The following is a 17,607-nucleotide window of genomic DNA, read 5'->3' on the forward strand; positions in this document are numbered from 1 at the left end:
CGCAAGAACCCGCCGCTATGACTTGGCCACGCTGAACGGGAGCGAATCGACCGGCTCGTTCGCTTCCGGGTGGTCGAAGAAAGCTTGCCAATAATCCCGGAACATCCCCGCATGACACCGGTCGTGCAGCATGAGCACCGACTCCATTTGCACGTAGGCCCAAGCCAGGTTCTCATTGGCCCGCCGTTCCAGGCGCGTGGCCAGCGGCTTCAATACCAGGTTGGCCAGCACCAGCCCGTAAACCGTGGTCAGCATGGCGAACCCCATGGCCTCGCCGATCTGCTCCATGCGATTATCGTCCAGACCGTACATCATCCCGATCAGGCCGAGCAGTGTGCCGAGCATACCGAAGGCGGGCGCGAACGCGCACATGGTGCGGACGATCTGGATTTCGGTCTGGTCGCGCTCCCGCTGCGCGCCGATTTTCCACTGGAGCATACGCGTCAGGTCGGCGTGCGGTGTACGGTTGATCACCAACTCCGCTCCCGTCCGAAGCACCGGTTCCCGCAATCGCCGCGCCGCCTGCTCGGCCGCGCGGACGCTGCCGCGGCGATGGGCTTCCACGACGTGCAGGAACACCTCCAGATCCTCGTTCTGTAGCGAGGGCTTGTTTCCGAGCTTGCTCCTGAGTTGGCGCAAGAGCTCGGTTACGCCGCGAAACGAATGCGCGAGCGCAGTGGCGGCGAACGTGCCGACGAACACCAGAAAAAGACCCGAGAGATTGAAATACCGACCCGAGGGATCGGCCCACAGAAGAAGACCGAATAGGCCGAACAGGCCCAGCCCGATCAAAGGTTTGACGATAACGGCTTTCATGACGCTTCCGCCCGAATCTGATTGAATCGGAAGCGTTCATGCAGATTCCGTTCCTATCTTACATCCTCTTTTAAATCAATGACATGATGGCTTTTCATGCCGTTTCGTCGATTTTTTGACGCTCCACGGAGGCAAGGGATTGCCGGAACCGGCAAAGCGCGCCGAAGCCACCCGGAAAACGTTCGCGAGAAGCTCTCCCCGCGAAAGCCATACGCTCAGTCGAGCGAAAAGCGCCGTGGCCTTTTATTCGACTATTCCTTTTTCCGGCAAGCCTGCAGCGCTTCAGGCGGCAAGTCGGAGTAAAGCGACTCCCAGCCGGTTCCGTTCACGCCCCAGAACGCCGGGCGCCAGAAGCACATGTCGTCGTTGTTGAAATCCCCGTGTCGCACCGGATTGGATTCTTCGCCCGATGCCGCCTCGGCCCGGTTGAAAACGCGATAAAGCGTCCTGACCTGCGCCGCGTGGCCGAACATCCGGCGACCGGCCTTAGCTGTCGGCCAATAACCGAAAGTCTTGTCCTCGGGGGTTTTCGGCACTTCATACATCTCGTCTATCCACATGAGCAGGCTGCCGGAAGGTATGAGTCCTGCTCCCGTGCTCTCTCCCGCATCGTTCAAAGGATGCAGCATCAGTGAATAGAAACGGGTGTCCCTGGGTTTTCCCCGCATCTTGGGAACCGGTGTGAACGGGTTCTCGAAATAATGGGTGATGACCCGCCGCGTGTCCCGGAGACTGGCGGCGGAGGCCATAACGACGATGTCTCCGTAAGGCAGGTCCGGAAACCGTTCGACCAGTTCATTGATGACGATGGCCCCCATACTGTGTCCGATCAGGGTAATTCGAGCGTTCGCCAAAGCGCTGACGATCGCGTCGTCATCCGATTTGTGCTCGGCAGAGCTTCCGCTATCGCCCCGATCCGGCGACAGGGTTCGGCTCTCGTCGCAGAACCATTCCGAACACAATCTCCGCTTACCCTTGTAATACTGAAGCAACGTCTCGAAAAACCGCGCGAAAACGCCGGTGCCCTTGGTAAAACTGTCGTTCACCTTGCGGAACTCATCGGGATTCAAGCCGTCGTGAATGCGGCCGGGCGCATAACGATCCAGATCGAATTCGACCGTCCTACGGATCGTGGTGCGGGTACGCCTCAGATAATTCTCCCAGGTCGCATCACCGAGACCATGGGCCAGCGGTGCACTGAAGAGGCGAACCGGGAACAAGGCACTATAGCCGAGCAACGACCCTATTTCGGGCTCTGAGAGATCGGCGGACGGCGCCGCGTAGACCGTGCTTTCGTTCGGGTCGGCACCGCCCTGCTGATCCACGAATCGGACACGCTGTTCCTCGGGACAATAGTCCGGCGTGTTCCGAACCGTCATGGAACACGGCGGTATGCCCCGCACGGCTCTCCAAAACCTCCGGCCTTCGACCAGATAATCCACTGGGGCACCGCTAAACCCGGAAATGACATGCGTTCCGAAAAGGAAAGGCGCGCGCAGTTTCACCCAAGGCTCGTGCCTGACCTGGCCGTCGTAGACATTCCAGATCTGCTCCCAGTAGCTCGGAATATGGCCTGTATCCCAAACGAAGAACACCGGGTAATACCCGTCCGCCATCATGCAGGGTATTTGCCTTTCCGCCTGCGCTTCGACATCCGCCTGAAAATTGAGTCCGCCGTTGAAATAGAACAGGAGCCGGGGCGGCGGCGAATCCTTGCCCATGGCGTTACCTAATCTCTTTCGGCGATTGAACTCCTCGACGTACCCCGCCATGATGGTCCGAAAGGCTTTGGAAAAACTGCCATCATGACGGTTTTTCGGAATATTCCCCTCGCTGTCGCTGACCAGAACGTGTTGCTCCAATCGAATGGACCCCGCTGGAGCGAATGGCCCGGTCGCCTCGCAGCTCCGCTCCTTGCCGACGCGCGAAACCAGGCTGACGGGTTCCGCGAATTCCTTCGCCGAGCGCGGGGTCGCGCAGCCGGAGATCAGAACGCACAACGCCACGCCTATCGAGATTCGGCTCAACCGGTCGAAAAAAACCGGCCACAGTCTCACGCCTCGTTGTCGCAAAGCCGTCCGGAAAGATAAGGAAGCTGACGTATCAAAGCGGCTGGGAATGATCTCGATCATGGCGTCTTTTCTGTTTGATGTTCTTTTCATGGCATGTCCGAAAACTGATCGCTGTATCAGCCTTGGCACGGAAGGAGGCGCCGCATTCTTTTCAGCCGTTCGCCCTGAGTCCTTCGACTTAGCTCAGAACAGGCCCTTCGACGAGCTCAGGACAGGCAAAATGATGGGCTTCCTCAGAGAGAGGAATACCTCCCGCCTTGCAGCGTTCTCTGGCTCATAGCCGCTTCCAGAGTTTATCGTTGTTATAGGCGTCACGAAATCGACACAGGTTTGTAAGCCTTGCCTATCGGCCAATGCCGATATTTTCGTAAGCCTTTTTCTGCCCTACGGAAAAGCCGATATCGGAAATCGTGCCCTCGGCGGCTAAACGCTCGATGGCAGGTGCGATCCGGTCCAGAGGAATTCGCGAAGGATACTTGCGCCTTTTCCGTAGCCGGCACACCGGCGGAGAGCCGGGCGTCGGGAGAGATGTTCGAGTTCGTCATCGGCTGTTACGCCCGCTTGAACAATCGTTTTCGCAGGGGGTCGAATTTGTAGAGGTGCTCCATGATGGTGGAAGTCGACAAAGGAACTGCTCAAATCATCCCGTTTCCCGATACGAAACGATGGCCGGCGATCGCTCGAGCTTATATCGATTACCTGATCCTGGGCGATCCGCGCGCGGCGTTTTTCTATCTGGAATACCAACTGGCCATATTGAACCTGCGGGAACTTCCGACGGCGCTGAAGAACGAAATCGAACGCGAGTATAAAAGACGCGGCTTCCGCGGCCCGGTGTATTTCGGCAAACCGTGGTGAAATCCGGGCTAGTCCTCTCGGACTAGACCCTTGATGATGTAACCGCCCGATTTTTCGTCGTATTCCAACTTCAGCAACTTACGCTCCTGAGCCTCTTCCAGCAGTTTCCCGAAAGTGCGGAAGCCGTGATAGCTTTCGTTGAATCCGGGTTTTCGCCGTTTCAGCGCCTGCTTCACCATGGATCCCCAAACCTTTTCTTCCTCCCCGCGCTCTTCCAAAAGATCCTCCACCGTTTCGAGCACCCAATCCAGCGCTTGCTGCTTCTTGTCCTCCTCGGCTTTCTTCTCGGCTTCCGCTTCCGGCTGACGCGCGGTGGTCTTCGCGGGCGCGCGCTTGGCCTTGGGCCTCGGCTTCGCGGCCTCGCGCACCAAATCGTCGTAAAAAATGAATTCGTCGCAATTGGCGATCAGCAGGTCGGAGGTGGATTTTTTCACGCCGACGCCGATCACGACCTTGTTGTTCTCCCGCAGCTTGCTGACCAGAGGCGAAAAATCGGAGTCGCCGCTGATGATTACGAAGGTGTCGACGTGTGACTTGGTGTAGCACAGGTCGAGCGCATCGACGACCATGCGGATGTCGGCGGAATTCTTGCCCGATTGGCGAACGTGAGGGATTTCGATCAGCTCGAAGGCCGCTTCGTGCATGCCGCCTTTGAATTCCTTGTAGCGGTCCCAATCGCAATACGCCTTCTTGACCACGATATTGCCCTTGAGGAGCAGCCGTTCCAATACTTTCTGGACGTCGAAAGCGGCGTATTTGGCGTCGCGCACGCCCAGGGCGATGTTCTCGAAATCGCAGAACAAGGCCATGATTTGAGTCTTAGGTGTGTGAGTCATAGATTGTTTTGTCGGAATGGCCGGGGTCGGGGACCTCGTCTAAGACGTCGCCCCAGCCGAGATTGTCCACGATGCGCCGAAAAGAATCATCCAGAGGCGCTTCCAACCGGAGCCTCTCGCCCGTATCGGGATGAGCGAACGCCAGGCTGGTCGCGCTGAGCAGCAAGCGACGGCAGCCGAAATGGGTTCTAAAAAATGCGTTGTGGCGCCCGTCGCCGTGGCTGGTATCGCCCACGACCGGATGGAAGATATGCTTCATGTGGCGCCTGATTTGGTGTTTTCGCCCGGTTTTGGGCGAAACCCGCAGCAGCGAATAGCGGGCGGTCGGGTAGCGGCCCACCGCGAACGGCAGTTCGGCAATCCCCAGCCGGCGGTAGTGCGTTACGGCCGGCTGAGCCGGTTTATCCCGCAGCGCCTTGTTGTCGGTCATCCGGTCGAGCTGCTCTTCCAGCGCGTAATCGATGGTGCCGGCTTCGTCCGTATAGCCGCGAACCACCGCAAGGTACGTCTTTTCGACAGCACCCTCGGCGAACAATTTCGTCATCCGCCGGGCGGTATCCTGATCGAGCGCGAACACCAGAATGCCTGACGTCGGCTTGTCCAGGCGATGCACCGGATACACCCGGCGGCCCAGCTGATCCCGAACGATTTGCAAGGCATACCGGGTTTCGTGGTGGTCGATCGCGCTGCGGTGAACGAGCAGGCCGGCGGGCTTGTTCACCGCAACCAGCGTGTCGTCCCGATAGAGAATATCCATGTCTTAGTTGCCGCCTAGAGACCGCGGCGCGCGAAACGCGGCAAGAACTGTCCCGCCCCGATGCTCAATGCCACGGCTCCACCGTGTAACGCACGCAAAGACGGTGGGTCGCGCCCGGCGCGATCGTCACCACGTTGTCCGCGACATTGCCGCTTTCCACGCAAACCATACCGAGATAACCGTCCTGATCGAAATCGCCCAATGCCTTGGCCTTCTCCGCCCACGGATTCCACACTACCGTGGAGCGGCTACCCCGCTTGGTGATCCGGATACGGCGATTCAAGCCGGGATCGGCGATCACGCAGTCATCGACGGATTCGAGATAGACCCGATCGGTTTCCCCGGTGAAAACGACGGCTCCCGACTGCCGTTTGCGCTTGCCCCCGTCCGCCTTGTCGATATAGGAGCAGCCGTCTAGGCCGTGAATCGTGATCCGGCGAACATCGCTCACCTGAAAATAGGTATGCAGGGCTTCCCCGACGGTGACGGGTACGGGTCCGTCGTTCTGCGTCACCAATTCCATCTCCAGAGCCGTGCCGATGGTCATGTAAAGCTCCAGCGGCGTCGAATGGGGCCACAGCGCGTAGCTCTCGTCGCTCCGTATCAGGCGAAAACCGAGACGGTTCGAACCGTTTTCCAGCGCCTGCACCTCGATCACCTCCCACAGGCTGGTTCGTGCGAAACCGTGCGCGGGGAGAGAGGGCTCGGCCGGATGGGGTCCGAACCAGGGCCAACACACCGGCACGCCGCCGCGGATCGATTCTCCCGGCCCGAACCTCGCATTCGGCGATAGCCAAACGACCAATTCCTCGCCGTGCGGCGCCCAGCTGATCAAGTGCCCCCCTTGCAGAGCGATGCTCGCCATGGCGAGGCCGTTGCTGACGTCGATAATCCCCTGCCCTTTGGGACCCTCCTTAAAGACGACTTCGCCGGTAATGCCGAAGTGCCGGTTCAGGCAGGAAATATCGTTCGGGTCCATATATCCTCCTGTCGGAGTTAGGAAATCGAGAAAAGGCTTATTCATTAGACAAGTCTCATCAAACGCAAATCGGATCGAGGACACGGCGTTCCGGGGGGCTTCGGGACCGATCGGCAGTTCGTTCCGATGACCGCCCGCTCACCGGGGGCGACTTTATTGCAAAAGCGCGTCATTAATGCAACCGATGTCACTTTTTTGCGGAAAATCAGATGTAGCCGAAGATGATGGGCACGGCCCACCGGCCTTTGCCCGACCTGCAATGCTGCCGATGGCGGCTCGGCAATCCCTTGCCGCCAAAATGGCGTCATTTGCGACTAAAATGGACCTTCCGAATCCATCAGCCCCATCGCCGAACTCATGAAACCCCCCTTCTGGCGCGAAAAATCACTGGCCGAGATGTCAGAACAGGAATGGGAGTCCCTGTGCGACGGGTGCGGGAAATGCTGTCTGCACAAAATCGAGGACGAAGATACCGGCGAATTGTTCTTCACCAGCGTGGCGTGCCGACTGCTCGACATCGAAGCTTGCCGCTGTACGCATTACGCGCGGCGCACGGCACTGGTCCCTGAATGCCTGAACCTGCGTGCCGGTTTCACGCAATACCACTGGCTTCCGTCCACCTGCGCCTACCGTCTACTGGCCGAAGGCAAAGACCTGCCTCCCTGGCACCATCTGGTCTCTAATGACCCCGAAGCAGTGCACGATGCCGGGGTTTCCGTACGCCGCTATGCGATACCGGAAACCGAGGTGGATGACGTGGAAGATCACGTGATCGAATGGATGGATTGAATAGGAAGGCGCAGCCCCGCCGAATTGCTTCCCATGAATGCCTTTACTGGCCGTGCATCCACCGGAGAAACGCGGCACAAGTCCGCAAGCTCTGTAGGCCGGTCAAGACTCGATCCGGCAGGATTTGAAACCTTGCTCCTCGCACCGGGACAAGTCCTCCGTCGATGTCTCGGGCGGACTTGTCCCGGCCCACAATTTGAATCCGTTTTACTCGCACATACCTTTGAGCTGAGCCAGCGATTGCGCCATCTGCTGCTCGCAGCTTTGGCGGGCCGCTCCCTTCGAACCGGCGCATGCGGTGTTCGGGTCCAACCGCGACATTTGCGACTTCATCGCCTTACAGACTTCGCTGTCCTTACCGAAACGGAAGGCCGGCTGTCCGCCGTTTGCTGAACAAGGCCCGTCGTACGTATAGCGGGATGTCATGGCGAACGAGCCTTCCGGGTTCTCGCCGCCGGCTTCGATCAAGAATGTATGCGGTCCCTCGCGGGTTATGGTGCTGTGGTACACGCCACCGCCTTTGCAGGTGGTCTCGTAAACGGCGCGATCATCCTTGTTTTCGATGAGCTTGCCGCGGCAGGAATCGGCGCCTTGCCGCTGTTCGGCCTTCTTGGCCATTTCCATGAGGCTGTCCATGCACATCGTCACGCTCTGGGGCATCCTGCCTGTAGCCTCGCCGCCTTGCCCGCTGTCGAATTTTAAAATCTCCATGCGCCATTGGCCTTTTTGGGCTGGAGCATCACGAAACACTTTGGGCATTTCTTTTTCGGAAGCCGCAAACGCAGAGCCGCCCATCACCCCAAAAAGCGCCGCGACCGCCGCGACTGATCGACCGATTTTGTTCACATAAGTCTCCGGTTGAAAAGTTTTTACCGAGAACGCCGGCAAGCGATGACGCTTCTGTTCCGGCTCGCTGAAAGCTTAGCCGAGTTCCGCCCACGGCCTAAAGCGACTCGATAAACCGCAGCAATGCCTGCCGGTCCGATTTCCCGAGCCCTTTCACCCGATCCCGCGCGATGCCAGCTTCGCCGCCGTGCCATAACACGGCTTCCAGGACATTGCGGGCACGACCGTCGTGGAGAAAGGTGGTGTGTTCGGCGATGCTCGCAGCCAAACCGATACCCCACAAAGGCGCTGTGCGCCATTCGCGCGGGCCTGCCTGGAAATCTGGCCGCCTGTCCGCGAGACCCTCGCCCATATCGTGGACCAGAAGATCGGTGTAGGGGTGAATCGTCTGGTTCGACAGCTCCGGCAGCGGCGCAAAACCAGCGGTTTGGAGCGTTTCGATATGGCACTCGTTGCAGCCGATCTCGCGAAAGAGGGATTCGCCGCGTACGACCTCGGGATCATCCGGGTTTCGTCGCGCGGGCACTGCAAGGCTCCGGACATAAAGCACCACGGCATCGAACTGTTCCGGCGTGAGTTCCGGACGGTGGGCGGAGGGCGCCATGCGGCAGTCTTTCTGCATCGCCGAGCAATTCTCCTCGGGAGACGAAGGCGAGGTAATGCCCATATCGCCCAGGAAGGCGCCGGCGATTTGCTGCGGAAGATTCGGCATGTTGGCCTTGTGCCCGAAACGGCCGATCGCAACCCGCCCGCCTACCGCATCCCACACCCGATTGACGTGGCCCACGATGCCGTCCCGCTTGCAGCGGCGTTCCAAATCCAGCAGGGTCTCATCACTCACCGCTTCGAGCAGTCCCAGCCCAAACACCGCTGGTCCGACGCGGGCCGATGTGAGCACATCATCTCCCAAGGGTCCGTAGCGGAGTTCGCTCAGAACGATCTTGGGTTTTCGTAGAAAAACCGTTTCCCCGTCCGCCAGCGTAACGGCAAATTCCTCGTACTCGATGGAAACCTTGCCTTCCTCCGCCACGCCTGGAATGCCATGGTTTTGCAGTTGATCGCCGTATACCGGATGCGGCCGCGGCCCGCCGTTTTCGGACCGGCCCGGCACGCTCAACCGGATCAGCAGCCCGCCGGCGTCGTCGTCCGGGCCGTCCGGCGGCTTGCCACGCGCGTTCTTGAGATGGCAGGCGGCGCACGAAATCCGGTTGTACAACGGCCCGAGTCCGGCAATCTCGATTTCTTCGGCAGGGGGAATGACCCAGCTTTGGCGGAACAGCGCGCGCCCTTTGAAGAACTCCGGCAATCGTTCCAGATTCAGCGCAGGGCTCGGCCGGGAATAAGCCTCACGCGTAGTATCCATCACGGAGGAACTGCCACCGGACAAAATATCCGCGGCACCCGCCGCTGAAGCCGCTCCAAACGATAGCGCAAGAACGAGTGAAAAACACTTCACGCGCCGCCTCCTTGTCCGGCTGCGGTCAGTACCTCGCGTGCTAGGCGTTCGGCTTCGGCGGCGTTGCGCTCTATAGCTTCCTGCCAGGCGGACTTTGCCGCGTCGACACCGTGCTGAGCATCGCCGTGTTCGGGCCGAGGCTTGAATTGAGTTTTCAACGCTTCGGCTGCCGATTCGGAGACGGGAACGCTGCCCGCCAATGCCCGCGCCCTCGCCGTTTTCTCCAGCATATCGGCTTTTCCTAGCCGTTTCGCTTCCGCTTCGGCCCGACGCACCAAGGCCCACAGGGACTTCAGCCGCTCGTGCCGGTTCGCGATGACGGCATCGAAAAGCGCACTGACCAGAGGCAGGCGAGCGAGATTTCGCGCTGCGTCATAAGCGAAGCCGTTTCCCGCTTGTTCGAACGGGCGGAAATACCCAGCAGGAGCGGATCGGTACACGTCCGGCCGGACCGGCAGCTTTCGAATATCCGGGTGGAACAGGATCGCTTGCCCCTCCTTGGATAACAGAAATTCCACAAATGCCTTGGCTGCTTCGGTCTTTCCGCTCGATGCCGTAATCGCGACATGGGCCGGCGAGTAGCCGACCCGATCGGGATAGGCAAAGGACAGAGGTGCCCCGTTCGCGATCGCCGAAGCGAAGAAAAAGTCCAAAGACACGGCAATGCCTTTCTTTCCGCTCGCGAGAACGTCGGTCAGGAACGGTCCGCCGGCCGCGAACAATTCGCTATTGGCGGCGATTTCGCTCAAGAGCGCCCAGCCTTTATCCCAGCCGTAGGCTTCGAGCACCAGGTCCGCCAGCATCGGCGCGAAACCCACCTTGGACGGAATCGGAAAGAGCAGATGGCCCTCGAACTCAGGCCTGGCCAGATCCTCCCAGGTTTTCGGAGCCGGCAAAGAATGCCGGCGGAGATACTCGGGATTGAGCCCGAAGCCGTAACCGGCCATCTCGGTCGCGGCGAAATAGCCCTCGGGATCGGCAATCGGAGCCTCGCCCACCCGTCCCGGAACAGCGGCCCGATCGGCGGCCAGCTTCCGCCAGGCATGCTCGGCCTTCAGAGCCAGAAAGTTGGCATAAGCGGCGGACCAGTAGACGTCCACACCGCCCTGCCGAGTTTGCCGGAGATAAGGCAGGGCGTCGCGCGGCATGCGCCAAAGGATCTCGAGATCGATGTCCGGCCGGACCTTCTTAAACGCGGCCTGATAACGGGAAACCACGTCCTCGGGATAGGCGGTCAGCACGACCAGCCGTTCGGCGGCATCGGCCGTGCTCAACATCAGCCCGAATGCGAGATTAAGAACGAAGAGGAATCGAGTTCTGATCACTGCCGTACCCTCCTGCTCAAAACCTGAAATTGGCGTTCATGAAGTAAGTACGGCCCGGTTCCGGGAATCCCTCCTCGTAGACGTAGTTTTCGTCGGACACATTGTTCACCCCGAACTCCGCGTCCAGGTCCTTGCGCACCAGCCACACCGCCTTGAGATTTCCGATGAGGAAGGCGTCCGCCTGACGCCGGCCGTCGGAACTACTGAAGCGGCTGGAGTTGTACTCGGTGCTGGCGATGAACCGGGTGTACTGCCAGGGTGTGTATTCGAGATACGCAAAAACCTTGTGCTTGGGCGTATCGAGCGGCCGGATATTGGGATTGGTCCGGTTGTTGCGGTCCAGGAAGGTGTAGTTGGCGTGCAGCTTTAAGGTGTCGTCCAGCGTATAGGTCGCGAACGCCTCGTAGCCGAGATGCTCGGCCTTCCCGATGTTCTGCAGCTGAAAACAGGGCGGACGGCTGCAAGCAGTGGGCGCGATGGTGACGCTTTCGATGGCGTTGGAAATGTCGCTGTAGAAAAAGCTCGCGCCGAACTCTACCGGTCCTTGCCGGCTGTCGAAGCCCAGCTCGTAGTTGAGGGTGTCTTCCGGCTCCAATTGCGGATTGGGAATTGCCGAACCGAGCCGGAACGAATACCGATCCTTGATGGTCGGAAAGCGGGTTTTCCGGGCCACGAAGGCATGCACCTGCGTATTGTCGGTCACATCGTAGAACAACCCGCCCTGCCCGTTGATCGCCGAACGGTTGTACAGCGGGAAACGTTCCGATACGCCGCTGGTGAAAGCCCGAGCCTGGAGCTGGTCCTGACTGTCGTGGCTGACGCCCAGAGAAAGCTTCAGACGGTCGGTGAGGGTGATCGTGTCTTCCAGCCCGTAGGAAAAAAGCTGGTCGGCGTAGCGTTCGGTCGGCGTTCCCTGGTTGAGGTCGTCGACCTCGCGGTGCACGTCCTGCTTGTAGCTGAAAGAGGCCTTGATCAGATGATCGTCGAGAATCGTGGTGCCGTACTCGAGGCCGGCGCCAAAGGTGTAATCGTCATATTTGCTGGCGAAAGCGAAAGGCCTTCGTTGCGTGGTATAGGTGGCGTCGTCGTAGGAGTCGAGCGCATTCTCGAAGGTGTCGTAATAAAGCCGGGTCTTGATGTAATGGTCCTCCAGGAAAGCGGTGCGCGAAACGAAGTACACGCTCTCCTTGTTCCAGTAGGGCCAGCGCCAGAAACGCGGCGACACGGTCGGATCGGTGCCCGCGTACGGCGGCGTGTCCTTGCGCCCGTTCTGGTTGTAATAGCTGATGGCGTACTCGTCGGTGTCGTTGGGCGTATAGCCGAGTTTGAAGCTGCCCTTGTAATCGGTATTCCCGCTGTTGTCTCTTCTGCCGCCGTCTTCGCTCCGGGTCGGCACGAAATCCTCCGACAGACGGAAAAACTGGCGGTCCAGGTAAGAAAACCCGCCTTGGGCGTACCACGTTCCCTGGTTAGTGCCGATATTGAGGTGGCCCTGATAGAAGTTGTAGTCGAAATGGCTGTCGAATCCGACGCCGGTACCGACGTTGCCCTCGAGCTTTCGTGTGGGCCTGCGGCTGACCAGGTTGATAGCGCCGCCCAGGGTATTGGGTCCGTAGAGCACCGACGAGAACCCTTTACTGACATTGATCTCGCCGATATCGAAGGTGGTGAAGCGGTTAAGGTCCACGTTGCCGTCGTAGGGCACGTAAACCGGAATGCCGTCGATGAACAGCGGCACCTGGCGTGAATTGAACCCACGCACATAGACCAGGCGTTCGTTGCGCGCCCCTAGATTTTGCAGGGTGACGCCCGGCAGCATATTGATCGCCGACCCCACGTCGTAACGGTTGAATTTCTGAATGTCGTCGGCGGTGACGGTCTCCACAGTCGGATTGGTTTCCGACAAGAGATTCGATCCCGAAACCTCCACCACACCGAGCGTGAATACGTTCGCCGTCTCGCCGGCTTTTTCGTCCAGCGCGAACGCTGCCGTGAACGGTAAAGAAACCCCCAAAAGCACCCACTGATGCTTAAAGTTCATAAGCCCCCCTTTGGACTGACAAGACATTTTTTGTGTTCGAACACCGGCGTTCCGATCGTTGCGGTGTCCATCCGCCCCCAATCGAGACCGATTCGATATAGAGTCATATATATACCGACTAAAGAGCGGAAACGGCAAGGTGCAACCAAAAACGCGTTCTTCCTGCAAGGTCACACAACTTGCATGCCATACCCCCAATAATCGAAAACGATGAACGATCACAGTCGGTCCGCACCTCGACCCAGCTCGACGAGTCGTGGCATCTCCGGCAGGTCTTACGCTATAACGTAAAAAACCTAACGATTGAAATTCCGCTGTTTTCGGGCTATGCAGCAGGTTTGCGCCCGAGCGTCATCCTCGCTGCCCGACGGCAGCGCCTCCGCTTTCTGCTTTAGGCGATTTTTACGGACAAGGTCGAAACGAAGCGCCCCGCCAAGCGGTGAATTCCTTCCGTAGCACTAAAAATGTGCGAAATGTGCAGCGACAACCCCGAATGTCACAATTGTTGTGCGGTTTTTTCGAAATCGGACGAGTCCATTCATCGCAGCTAGCCGGTAAGACTTTGATATAACGCGCGCTGTGATATCCGCCATAAAACGGCATGCTTCATGCCTACACTCGCTATCAATTATAAGTAATAGCGAAAGACGAGATTTACCGGTTCTTAGGTCGGCTATAGCGGTACGCCGACCGCGACGATCAATCGAGTTGGCCCCCGAATCCGATTCCCCACAACCACATGAGAGATCGACATGAACAAACCCCTGTTCACCCATAGTACGGCAGCAATAGCGATTGCCTTGGCGAGTCAAAACGACTTGGCGGTTGCGGCGACCACGATAAGCGTAGAAGCGACGTCCGACACTTTCTTGACTAATGACATCAATCAGGCGGGCTCGGACATGTCCAGCTTCGGGGCTATGATGATCTCCGCCCCGGTCCAGAATCTGGCCATGGGAGTCACCCAATATCGCACCATGGAGAACCTGATCGCCTATAACACGGCGTCCATCAAGGACGGTTTCGACGCTGAATTCGGTGCCGGGAACTGGCATGTCACCGACGTGCAATTCAAGTGGTACACCAACTTCGACATTCCCGGCGTACCTGCTAACAACGCGCAGTTCAACGTACCGGCCCCCGGTTATTTCAACATCGGCTATTTCAGTAACGACAACTGGTTCAATCCGGCTACCGCGGGACCGGCGGGCACAGCCAACCCCGACCTCAATTGGAATTCCGTATACGGATCGGGCGGCGCATACAACGATCTTTTCACCGGCCAGGAATCCGTCGGGACCTTTTACTATCCGGGTGGAACCTTTAACGGTGCGCAAAACTGCGCGGGGGAAGTCTGCGCCCCACGTTTCTGGGATCTTGAGCTGATACCGTCCATGTTGAGCGATATTGCCGCCGGCGGTTACTTGTCCTTCCACGGTACGGCGGCGGACGACAATCTCGTTTACCTGATCAACCAGATGACCAAGCCTGACGCCCACCCGCAAATCTTCATCACGGCTGGAGCCGGCCCTGCCCCGGTACCGATTCCGGCTGCCGTCTGGCTGTTCGGTAGCGCACTCGCGACACCCGTCGGGTTCGATCGGCGCAAGGCGCTGTGAACGATGTGCCGAATTCAGAAAGATACCGAATCCAGCATTAAACCGAGGAGGAATTTTGGGGGTGTCAACTTAACTGTGTAACTGGGATTAGTTCATAGGGTGACGCGATCGCCCAGCAGGATCACGAAGTGGTTCAGAGCCCGCTTCCAGTCCTGGATCGGCATGGTCCATTTCTTCTCGATCCGCTGCAGCCCAAGGTACAAGACTTTCAGGATCGCCTCATCGTTTGGAAGGGCGGCTTCGGCGCTCCCGGAGACGCCGTTTGCGATTGGGAACGCACCGCGGGTCTTGAGCAGCTTGCGCAGGCTGAAGTTGAGTGATTCGATCGCGTTGGTGGTATACAGCACTTTGCGGATCTCCGGCGGATAATCGAAAAACACAGTCAAGCGCGTCCAATCCGCCCGCCAGCTTTGGCTAATAGCCGGGTATTTGGCGTCCCAGGTTTCTCCAAACCGCGCCAGGGCGGCTTCGGCCTCGGTCAAAGTCGCCGCCCCATAGATGGCCCTAAGGTCTTTGGCCACCGCCTTGCGCTCTTTCCAGGTCACAAACTGCAGGCTGTGGCGCACTTTATGGACGATACACCGTTGAACCTGGGTTTTTGGAAACACGACTTCCACCGCTTCCGGCAGCCCTTTGAGCCCGTCCACGCAGGCGATGAAACAATCCTGAACGCCCCGGTTCTTCAGCTCGGTAAAGACGGCTAGCCAGAACTTGGCGCCTTCCGTGTCCGCGATCCAAAGGCTCAGCCGTTCCTTCTCGCCCTGCAGATTGACCCCCAAAGCGAGATACACCGCCTTGTTCTTGACCGGCCCCGTCTCGCGCGATTTGACGATCAGGGCATCGAAATAGAGGATCGGATAGACCGATGCCAAGGGCCGGCTCTGCCACGCCTTGACCTCCTCTAACACGGATTCGGTCACATTGGAGATCAGCGTGGGCGAGACCTCCACCCCATACAGCTCTTCCAGGTGGCCTTGAATGTCACGCGTGGATAAGCCCCGCGCATAGAGGGCCAGAACCTTGTCATCGAATCCCTCCAGCCGACGCTGGCGCTTGGGCACGAGTTGGGGCTCGAAGGCGCCGTTGCGGTCGCGCGGGACTTCAATCTCGAAGGCTCCCGTTTCGGTTTGAATCGTCTTGGTGTGCTTGCCGTTGCGGGAATTGCCGCTGCCGCGCCCTTCCGGGGCATGCGGCGCATAGCCCACATGGGCCGTCATCTCGGCTTCCAACGCCCGTTCCACCAGGCGTTTGGTCAGCTGTTTGAGCAAGCCGTGCTCACCCAAAATGTCTTTGGGATCCGAATAGCCTTTGAGCAACTCGTCTAACAGGGCGTCTTGTTTGGCTGTGTCACTGGTCATTCTTATTCTCCTTTTTGTCAGATTATATAAACCAGTTACACAGTTCTTTTTACACCCTCATTCCTGGTCGCACTCGAACATGGTGAGCGACGTGCAGGCGTGGCTGAACAGCCCTTCCACCAACTACGGCTGGATCCTCGTCAACGACGACGAGTCGTCACAGAAAACTTTCCGCGCCTTCTACAGCAAGGAGGCCGAGGCGAACTCGGTCGGGACGGGTCCCATACTGGAGATTGACTACACCCCTTGATGGGGCCGGTAACGGGCGGCGTTGGTAGCGTCCGTTCATCCCGATTCCGCCGGCCAGGCGTTTTCCACTTTGTGGACTCAAACCCGACGCCCCAACGAGGCTAAACGAAACTCGGTGTTCCGGTTGTTCGCGAAGATGGGTCGAGAAGCGGACGGTCCGGTAACTTTGCTCCGGTTCAATAGTGAAGAGAGGCCATATGGCCCGGATTCCCGTTCGAACCGGTCGAGGAGGCATCACGGCAGGATGCCTACCTCGCCTCGCGACTCGTCTTAAGCGACGGTCTTCTTGAACTTGGCGGCTTCTTCCGAACCGCCGGTGGCGTTGCCCTTGCTGTAGGAGTGGGCGCCGACCCCGGCCAGTTGCCCGCCTTGCACCACCAGGTATTCGTTACGGATCGGGCGGCCTTCGAAATAGCACTCCAGGATTTCGCGAACGCCCGCGGCATACCGCGTCTGCGCCGACAGACTGGTGCCGGAGATATGCGGCGTCATGGCGTGATGCGGCATAGTGCGCCAGGGATGGTCGTTGGCAGGCGGTTGCGGGAACCAGACGTCGCCGGCGTACCCCGCCAGGTGGCCGCTCTCCAGGGCGCGGACGATCGCGTCGCGGTCGCACAGCTTGCCGCGCGCCGTGTTGATCAGATAAGCGCCGCGCTTGAAGTACTTCAGCGTTTGCTCGTTGATCATGTGCTCGGTTTCCGGATGTAGCGGACAGTTCAAGGTCACCACGTCACACACTTTGGCCAGACTTTCCAGGCTGGTGTGATAGATCAGGCTAAGTTCCTGCTCGACCGCTTCCGGTAAGCGATGGCGATCCATATAGTGCAGCTTGACGTCGAAAGGCTTCAGCAAGCGCAACACGCGCAGACCGATGCGGCCCGCCGCCACCGTGCCGACGCTCATGGCCTCCAGGTCATAGGAGCGCGAAACGCAATCGGCGATGTTCCAGCCACCCTTAAGCACCCACTGGTGGGAGGGAATGAAATTGCGCACCAGGATCAGAATCGACATCACCACGTGCTCCGCCACGCTGTTGCTGTTGCAATAGGTGACTTCGGCCACGGTGATATTGCGTTCCATCGCGGCCTGCAAATCGGTGTGGTCGGAACCGATACCGGCGGTAACGATCATCTTGAGTTTTTTCGCCTTGGCGATGCGTTCGGCGGTCATGTAGGCCGGCCAGAACGGTTGGGAAATGACGATCTCCGCGTCGGGCAGTTCCCGGTCCAGCACGCTGTCGGCGCCGTCCTTGCTGGACGTGACCACGAGCTGGTGGCCGTTGGCTTCCAGGTACTTGCGCAGGCCCAATTCGCCGGAAACGCTGCCCAGCAAGGTGCCGGGCTTGAAGTCGATCGCCTTGGGAGTCGGCAGGGTTTGTCCGTCCGGGTAACGCGCCGGCTGCGGACAATCGTCCCGCGCATAGGATTTCGGGTAACCGTCGACAGGATCGTCATACAGCACGCACACGACTTTTGCCATTTTCTCCACCTTGCTTGAATGTTGTTAGGGGGTGGGTTCGGCCGGAGCACCGCCCGAACCCGGTAATTCCCGGCCAGGTGGTCGGTATTGTCTAGTTAGGCTCGCGACACGGCCAATCGTTTGCGGT

General features: G+C 58.9%; 15 protein-coding genes. 4 read left to right on the forward strand and 11 right to left on the reverse strand.

What is annotated here, in order from left to right:
* Positions 1-15: 15 nt before the first annotated feature.
* Both QEN43_RS09485 and QEN43_RS09490 read right to left on the reverse strand, forming a co-directional pair.
* Positions 16-816, reverse strand: coding sequence for a motility protein A (locus QEN43_RS09485; RefSeq protein WP_317964028.1), 801 nt, complete (start codon positions 814-816; stop codon positions 16-18).
* 251 nt (positions 817-1,067) lie between these two features.
* Positions 1,068-2,978 carry an alpha/beta fold hydrolase gene (locus QEN43_RS09490; protein ID WP_317964029.1) on the reverse strand — a complete coding sequence of 637 codons (1,911 nt, stop codon included), beginning with the start codon at positions 2,976-2,978 and terminating at the stop codon, positions 1,068-1,070.
* Between the two features lie 516 nt (positions 2,979-3,494).
* Here QEN43_RS09490 and QEN43_RS09495 point away from each other — a divergent pair.
* Positions 3,495-3,746, forward strand: a complete 252-nt coding sequence (locus QEN43_RS09495) for a hypothetical protein (RefSeq protein WP_026611686.1) — start codon at positions 3,495-3,497, stop codon at positions 3,744-3,746.
* 8 nt (positions 3,747-3,754) lie between these two features.
* On the opposite strand, the gene QEN43_RS09500 is transcribed toward QEN43_RS09495, so the two are convergent.
* From QEN43_RS09500 to QEN43_RS09510, 3 genes are all read right to left on the reverse strand, one after another.
* A complete protein-coding gene (locus tag QEN43_RS09500) occupies positions 3,755-4,582 on the reverse strand; it encodes an NYN domain-containing protein (RefSeq protein WP_026611685.1) in 828 nt (275 codons plus the stop codon).
* The gene (truC, locus tag QEN43_RS09505) at positions 4,566-5,339 is read right to left on the reverse strand and encodes a tRNA pseudouridine(65) synthase TruC (RefSeq protein ID WP_026611684.1); all 774 of its coding nucleotides are present in this window, start codon (positions 5,337-5,339) and stop codon (positions 4,566-4,568) included. Before truC ends, QEN43_RS09500 begins: the two co-directional genes overlap by 17 nt.
* Positions 5,340-5,403: 64 nt before the next feature.
* Positions 5,404-6,318 (reverse strand): D-hexose-6-phosphate mutarotase, encoded by a 915-nt coding sequence (locus tag QEN43_RS09510; protein ID WP_026611683.1) that lies wholly within the window; start codon positions 6,316-6,318, stop codon positions 5,404-5,406.
* Positions 6,319-6,675: 357 nt separating this feature from the next.
* Between QEN43_RS09510 and QEN43_RS09515 the strand changes: the two genes are divergently transcribed.
* Positions 6,676-7,107: a YcgN family cysteine cluster protein gene (locus QEN43_RS09515; RefSeq protein ID WP_317964030.1), complete on the forward strand. Its 432-nt coding sequence runs from the start codon at positions 6,676-6,678 to the stop codon at positions 7,105-7,107.
* Positions 7,108-7,314: 207 nt separating this feature from the next.
* Here the strand turns inward: QEN43_RS09515 and QEN43_RS09520 are convergent, their stop codons facing one another.
* The 4 genes from QEN43_RS09520 to QEN43_RS09535 all read right to left on the reverse strand — a co-directional run bounded on the left by QEN43_RS09520 (position 7,315) and on the right by QEN43_RS09535 (position 12,775).
* Positions 7,315-7,953: a hypothetical protein gene (locus QEN43_RS09520; RefSeq protein WP_156912881.1), complete on the reverse strand. Its 639-nt coding sequence runs from the start codon at positions 7,951-7,953 to the stop codon at positions 7,315-7,317.
* 97 nt (positions 7,954-8,050) lie between these two features.
* Positions 8,051-9,409 carry a di-heme oxidoreductase family protein gene (locus tag QEN43_RS09525; RefSeq protein WP_026611680.1) on the reverse strand — a complete coding sequence of 453 codons (1,359 nt, stop codon included), beginning with the start codon at positions 9,407-9,409 and terminating at the stop codon, positions 8,051-8,053.
* On the reverse strand, positions 9,406-10,734 hold the full coding sequence (locus tag QEN43_RS09530) for an ABC transporter substrate-binding protein (protein WP_317964031.1): 1,329 nt from the start codon (positions 10,732-10,734) through the stop codon (positions 9,406-9,408). Before QEN43_RS09530 ends, QEN43_RS09525 begins: the two co-directional genes overlap by 4 nt.
* Positions 10,735-10,750: 16 nt before the next feature.
* Positions 10,751-12,775: a TonB-dependent receptor plug domain-containing protein gene (locus QEN43_RS09535; protein ID WP_051331983.1), complete on the reverse strand. Its 2,025-nt coding sequence runs from the start codon at positions 12,773-12,775 to the stop codon at positions 10,751-10,753.
* A 752-nt stretch (positions 12,776-13,527) separates the two neighbouring features.
* Here QEN43_RS09535 and QEN43_RS09540 point away from each other — a divergent pair.
* On the forward strand, positions 13,528-14,394 hold the full coding sequence (locus tag QEN43_RS09540) for a hypothetical protein (RefSeq protein WP_317964032.1): 867 nt from the start codon (positions 13,528-13,530) through the stop codon (positions 14,392-14,394).
* Positions 14,395-14,486: 92 nt separating this feature from the next.
* On the opposite strand, the gene QEN43_RS09545 is transcribed toward QEN43_RS09540, so the two are convergent.
* On the reverse strand, positions 14,487-15,752 hold the full coding sequence (locus QEN43_RS09545) for an IS256 family transposase (protein WP_317964033.1): 1,266 nt from the start codon (positions 15,750-15,752) through the stop codon (positions 14,487-14,489).
* Positions 15,753-15,831: 79 nt separating this feature from the next.
* On the opposite strand from QEN43_RS09545, the gene QEN43_RS09550 reads away from it, so the two are divergent.
* Complete coding sequence (locus tag QEN43_RS09550) at positions 15,832-16,002, forward strand: hypothetical protein (RefSeq protein WP_156912880.1); 171 nt, start codon at positions 15,832-15,834, stop codon at positions 16,000-16,002.
* A gap of 269 nt (positions 16,003-16,271) precedes the next feature.
* On the opposite strand, the gene QEN43_RS09555 is transcribed toward QEN43_RS09550, so the two are convergent.
* Entirely contained in the window at positions 16,272-17,480 is a 1,209-nt protein-coding gene (locus QEN43_RS09555; protein ID WP_026611675.1) for an NAD-dependent formate dehydrogenase, read from the reverse strand.
* Positions 17,481-17,607: the final 127 nt, after the last annotated feature.

The organism is Methylocaldum szegediense, assembly GCF_949769195.1.
Classification (GTDB): domain Bacteria; phylum Pseudomonadota; class Gammaproteobacteria; order Methylococcales; family Methylococcaceae; genus Methylocaldum; species Methylocaldum szegediense.

Bases quoted from the DNA above. Each gene is read 5' to 3' on its own strand.
- QEN43_RS09485 (WP_317964028.1), bottom strand. From the start codon at position 816: ATGAAAGCCGTTATCGTCAAACCTTTGATCGGGCTGGGCCTGTTCGGC.
- QEN43_RS09490 (WP_317964029.1), bottom strand. From the start codon at position 2,978: ATGAAAAGAACATCAAACAGAAAAGACGCCATGATCGAGATCATTCCC.
- QEN43_RS09495 (WP_026611686.1), top strand. From the start codon at position 3,495: ATGATGGTGGAAGTCGACAAAGGAACTGCTCAAATCATCCCGTTTCCC.
- QEN43_RS09500 (WP_026611685.1), bottom strand. From the start codon at position 4,582: ATGACTCACACACCTAAGACTCAAATCATGGCCTTGTTCTGCGATTTC.
- truC (WP_026611684.1), bottom strand. From the start codon at position 5,339: ATGGATATTCTCTATCGGGACGACACGCTGGTTGCGGTGAACAAGCCC.
- QEN43_RS09510 (WP_026611683.1), bottom strand. From the start codon at position 6,318: ATGGACCCGAACGATATTTCCTGCCTGAACCGGCACTTCGGCATTACC.
- QEN43_RS09515 (WP_317964030.1), top strand. From the start codon at position 6,676: ATGAAACCCCCCTTCTGGCGCGAAAAATCACTGGCCGAGATGTCAGAA.
- QEN43_RS09535 (WP_051331983.1), bottom strand. From the start codon at position 12,775: ATGAACTTTAAGCATCAGTGGGTGCTTTTGGGGGTTTCTTTACCGTTC.
- QEN43_RS09540 (WP_317964032.1), top strand. From the start codon at position 13,528: ATGAACAAACCCCTGTTCACCCATAGTACGGCAGCAATAGCGATTGCC.
- QEN43_RS09545 (WP_317964033.1), bottom strand. From the start codon at position 15,752: ATGACCAGTGACACAGCCAAACAAGACGCCCTGTTAGACGAGTTGCTC.
- QEN43_RS09550 (WP_156912880.1), top strand. From the start codon at position 15,832: ATGGTGAGCGACGTGCAGGCGTGGCTGAACAGCCCTTCCACCAACTAC.
- QEN43_RS09555 (WP_026611675.1), bottom strand. From the start codon at position 17,480: ATGGCAAAAGTCGTGTGCGTGCTGTATGACGATCCTGTCGACGGTTAC.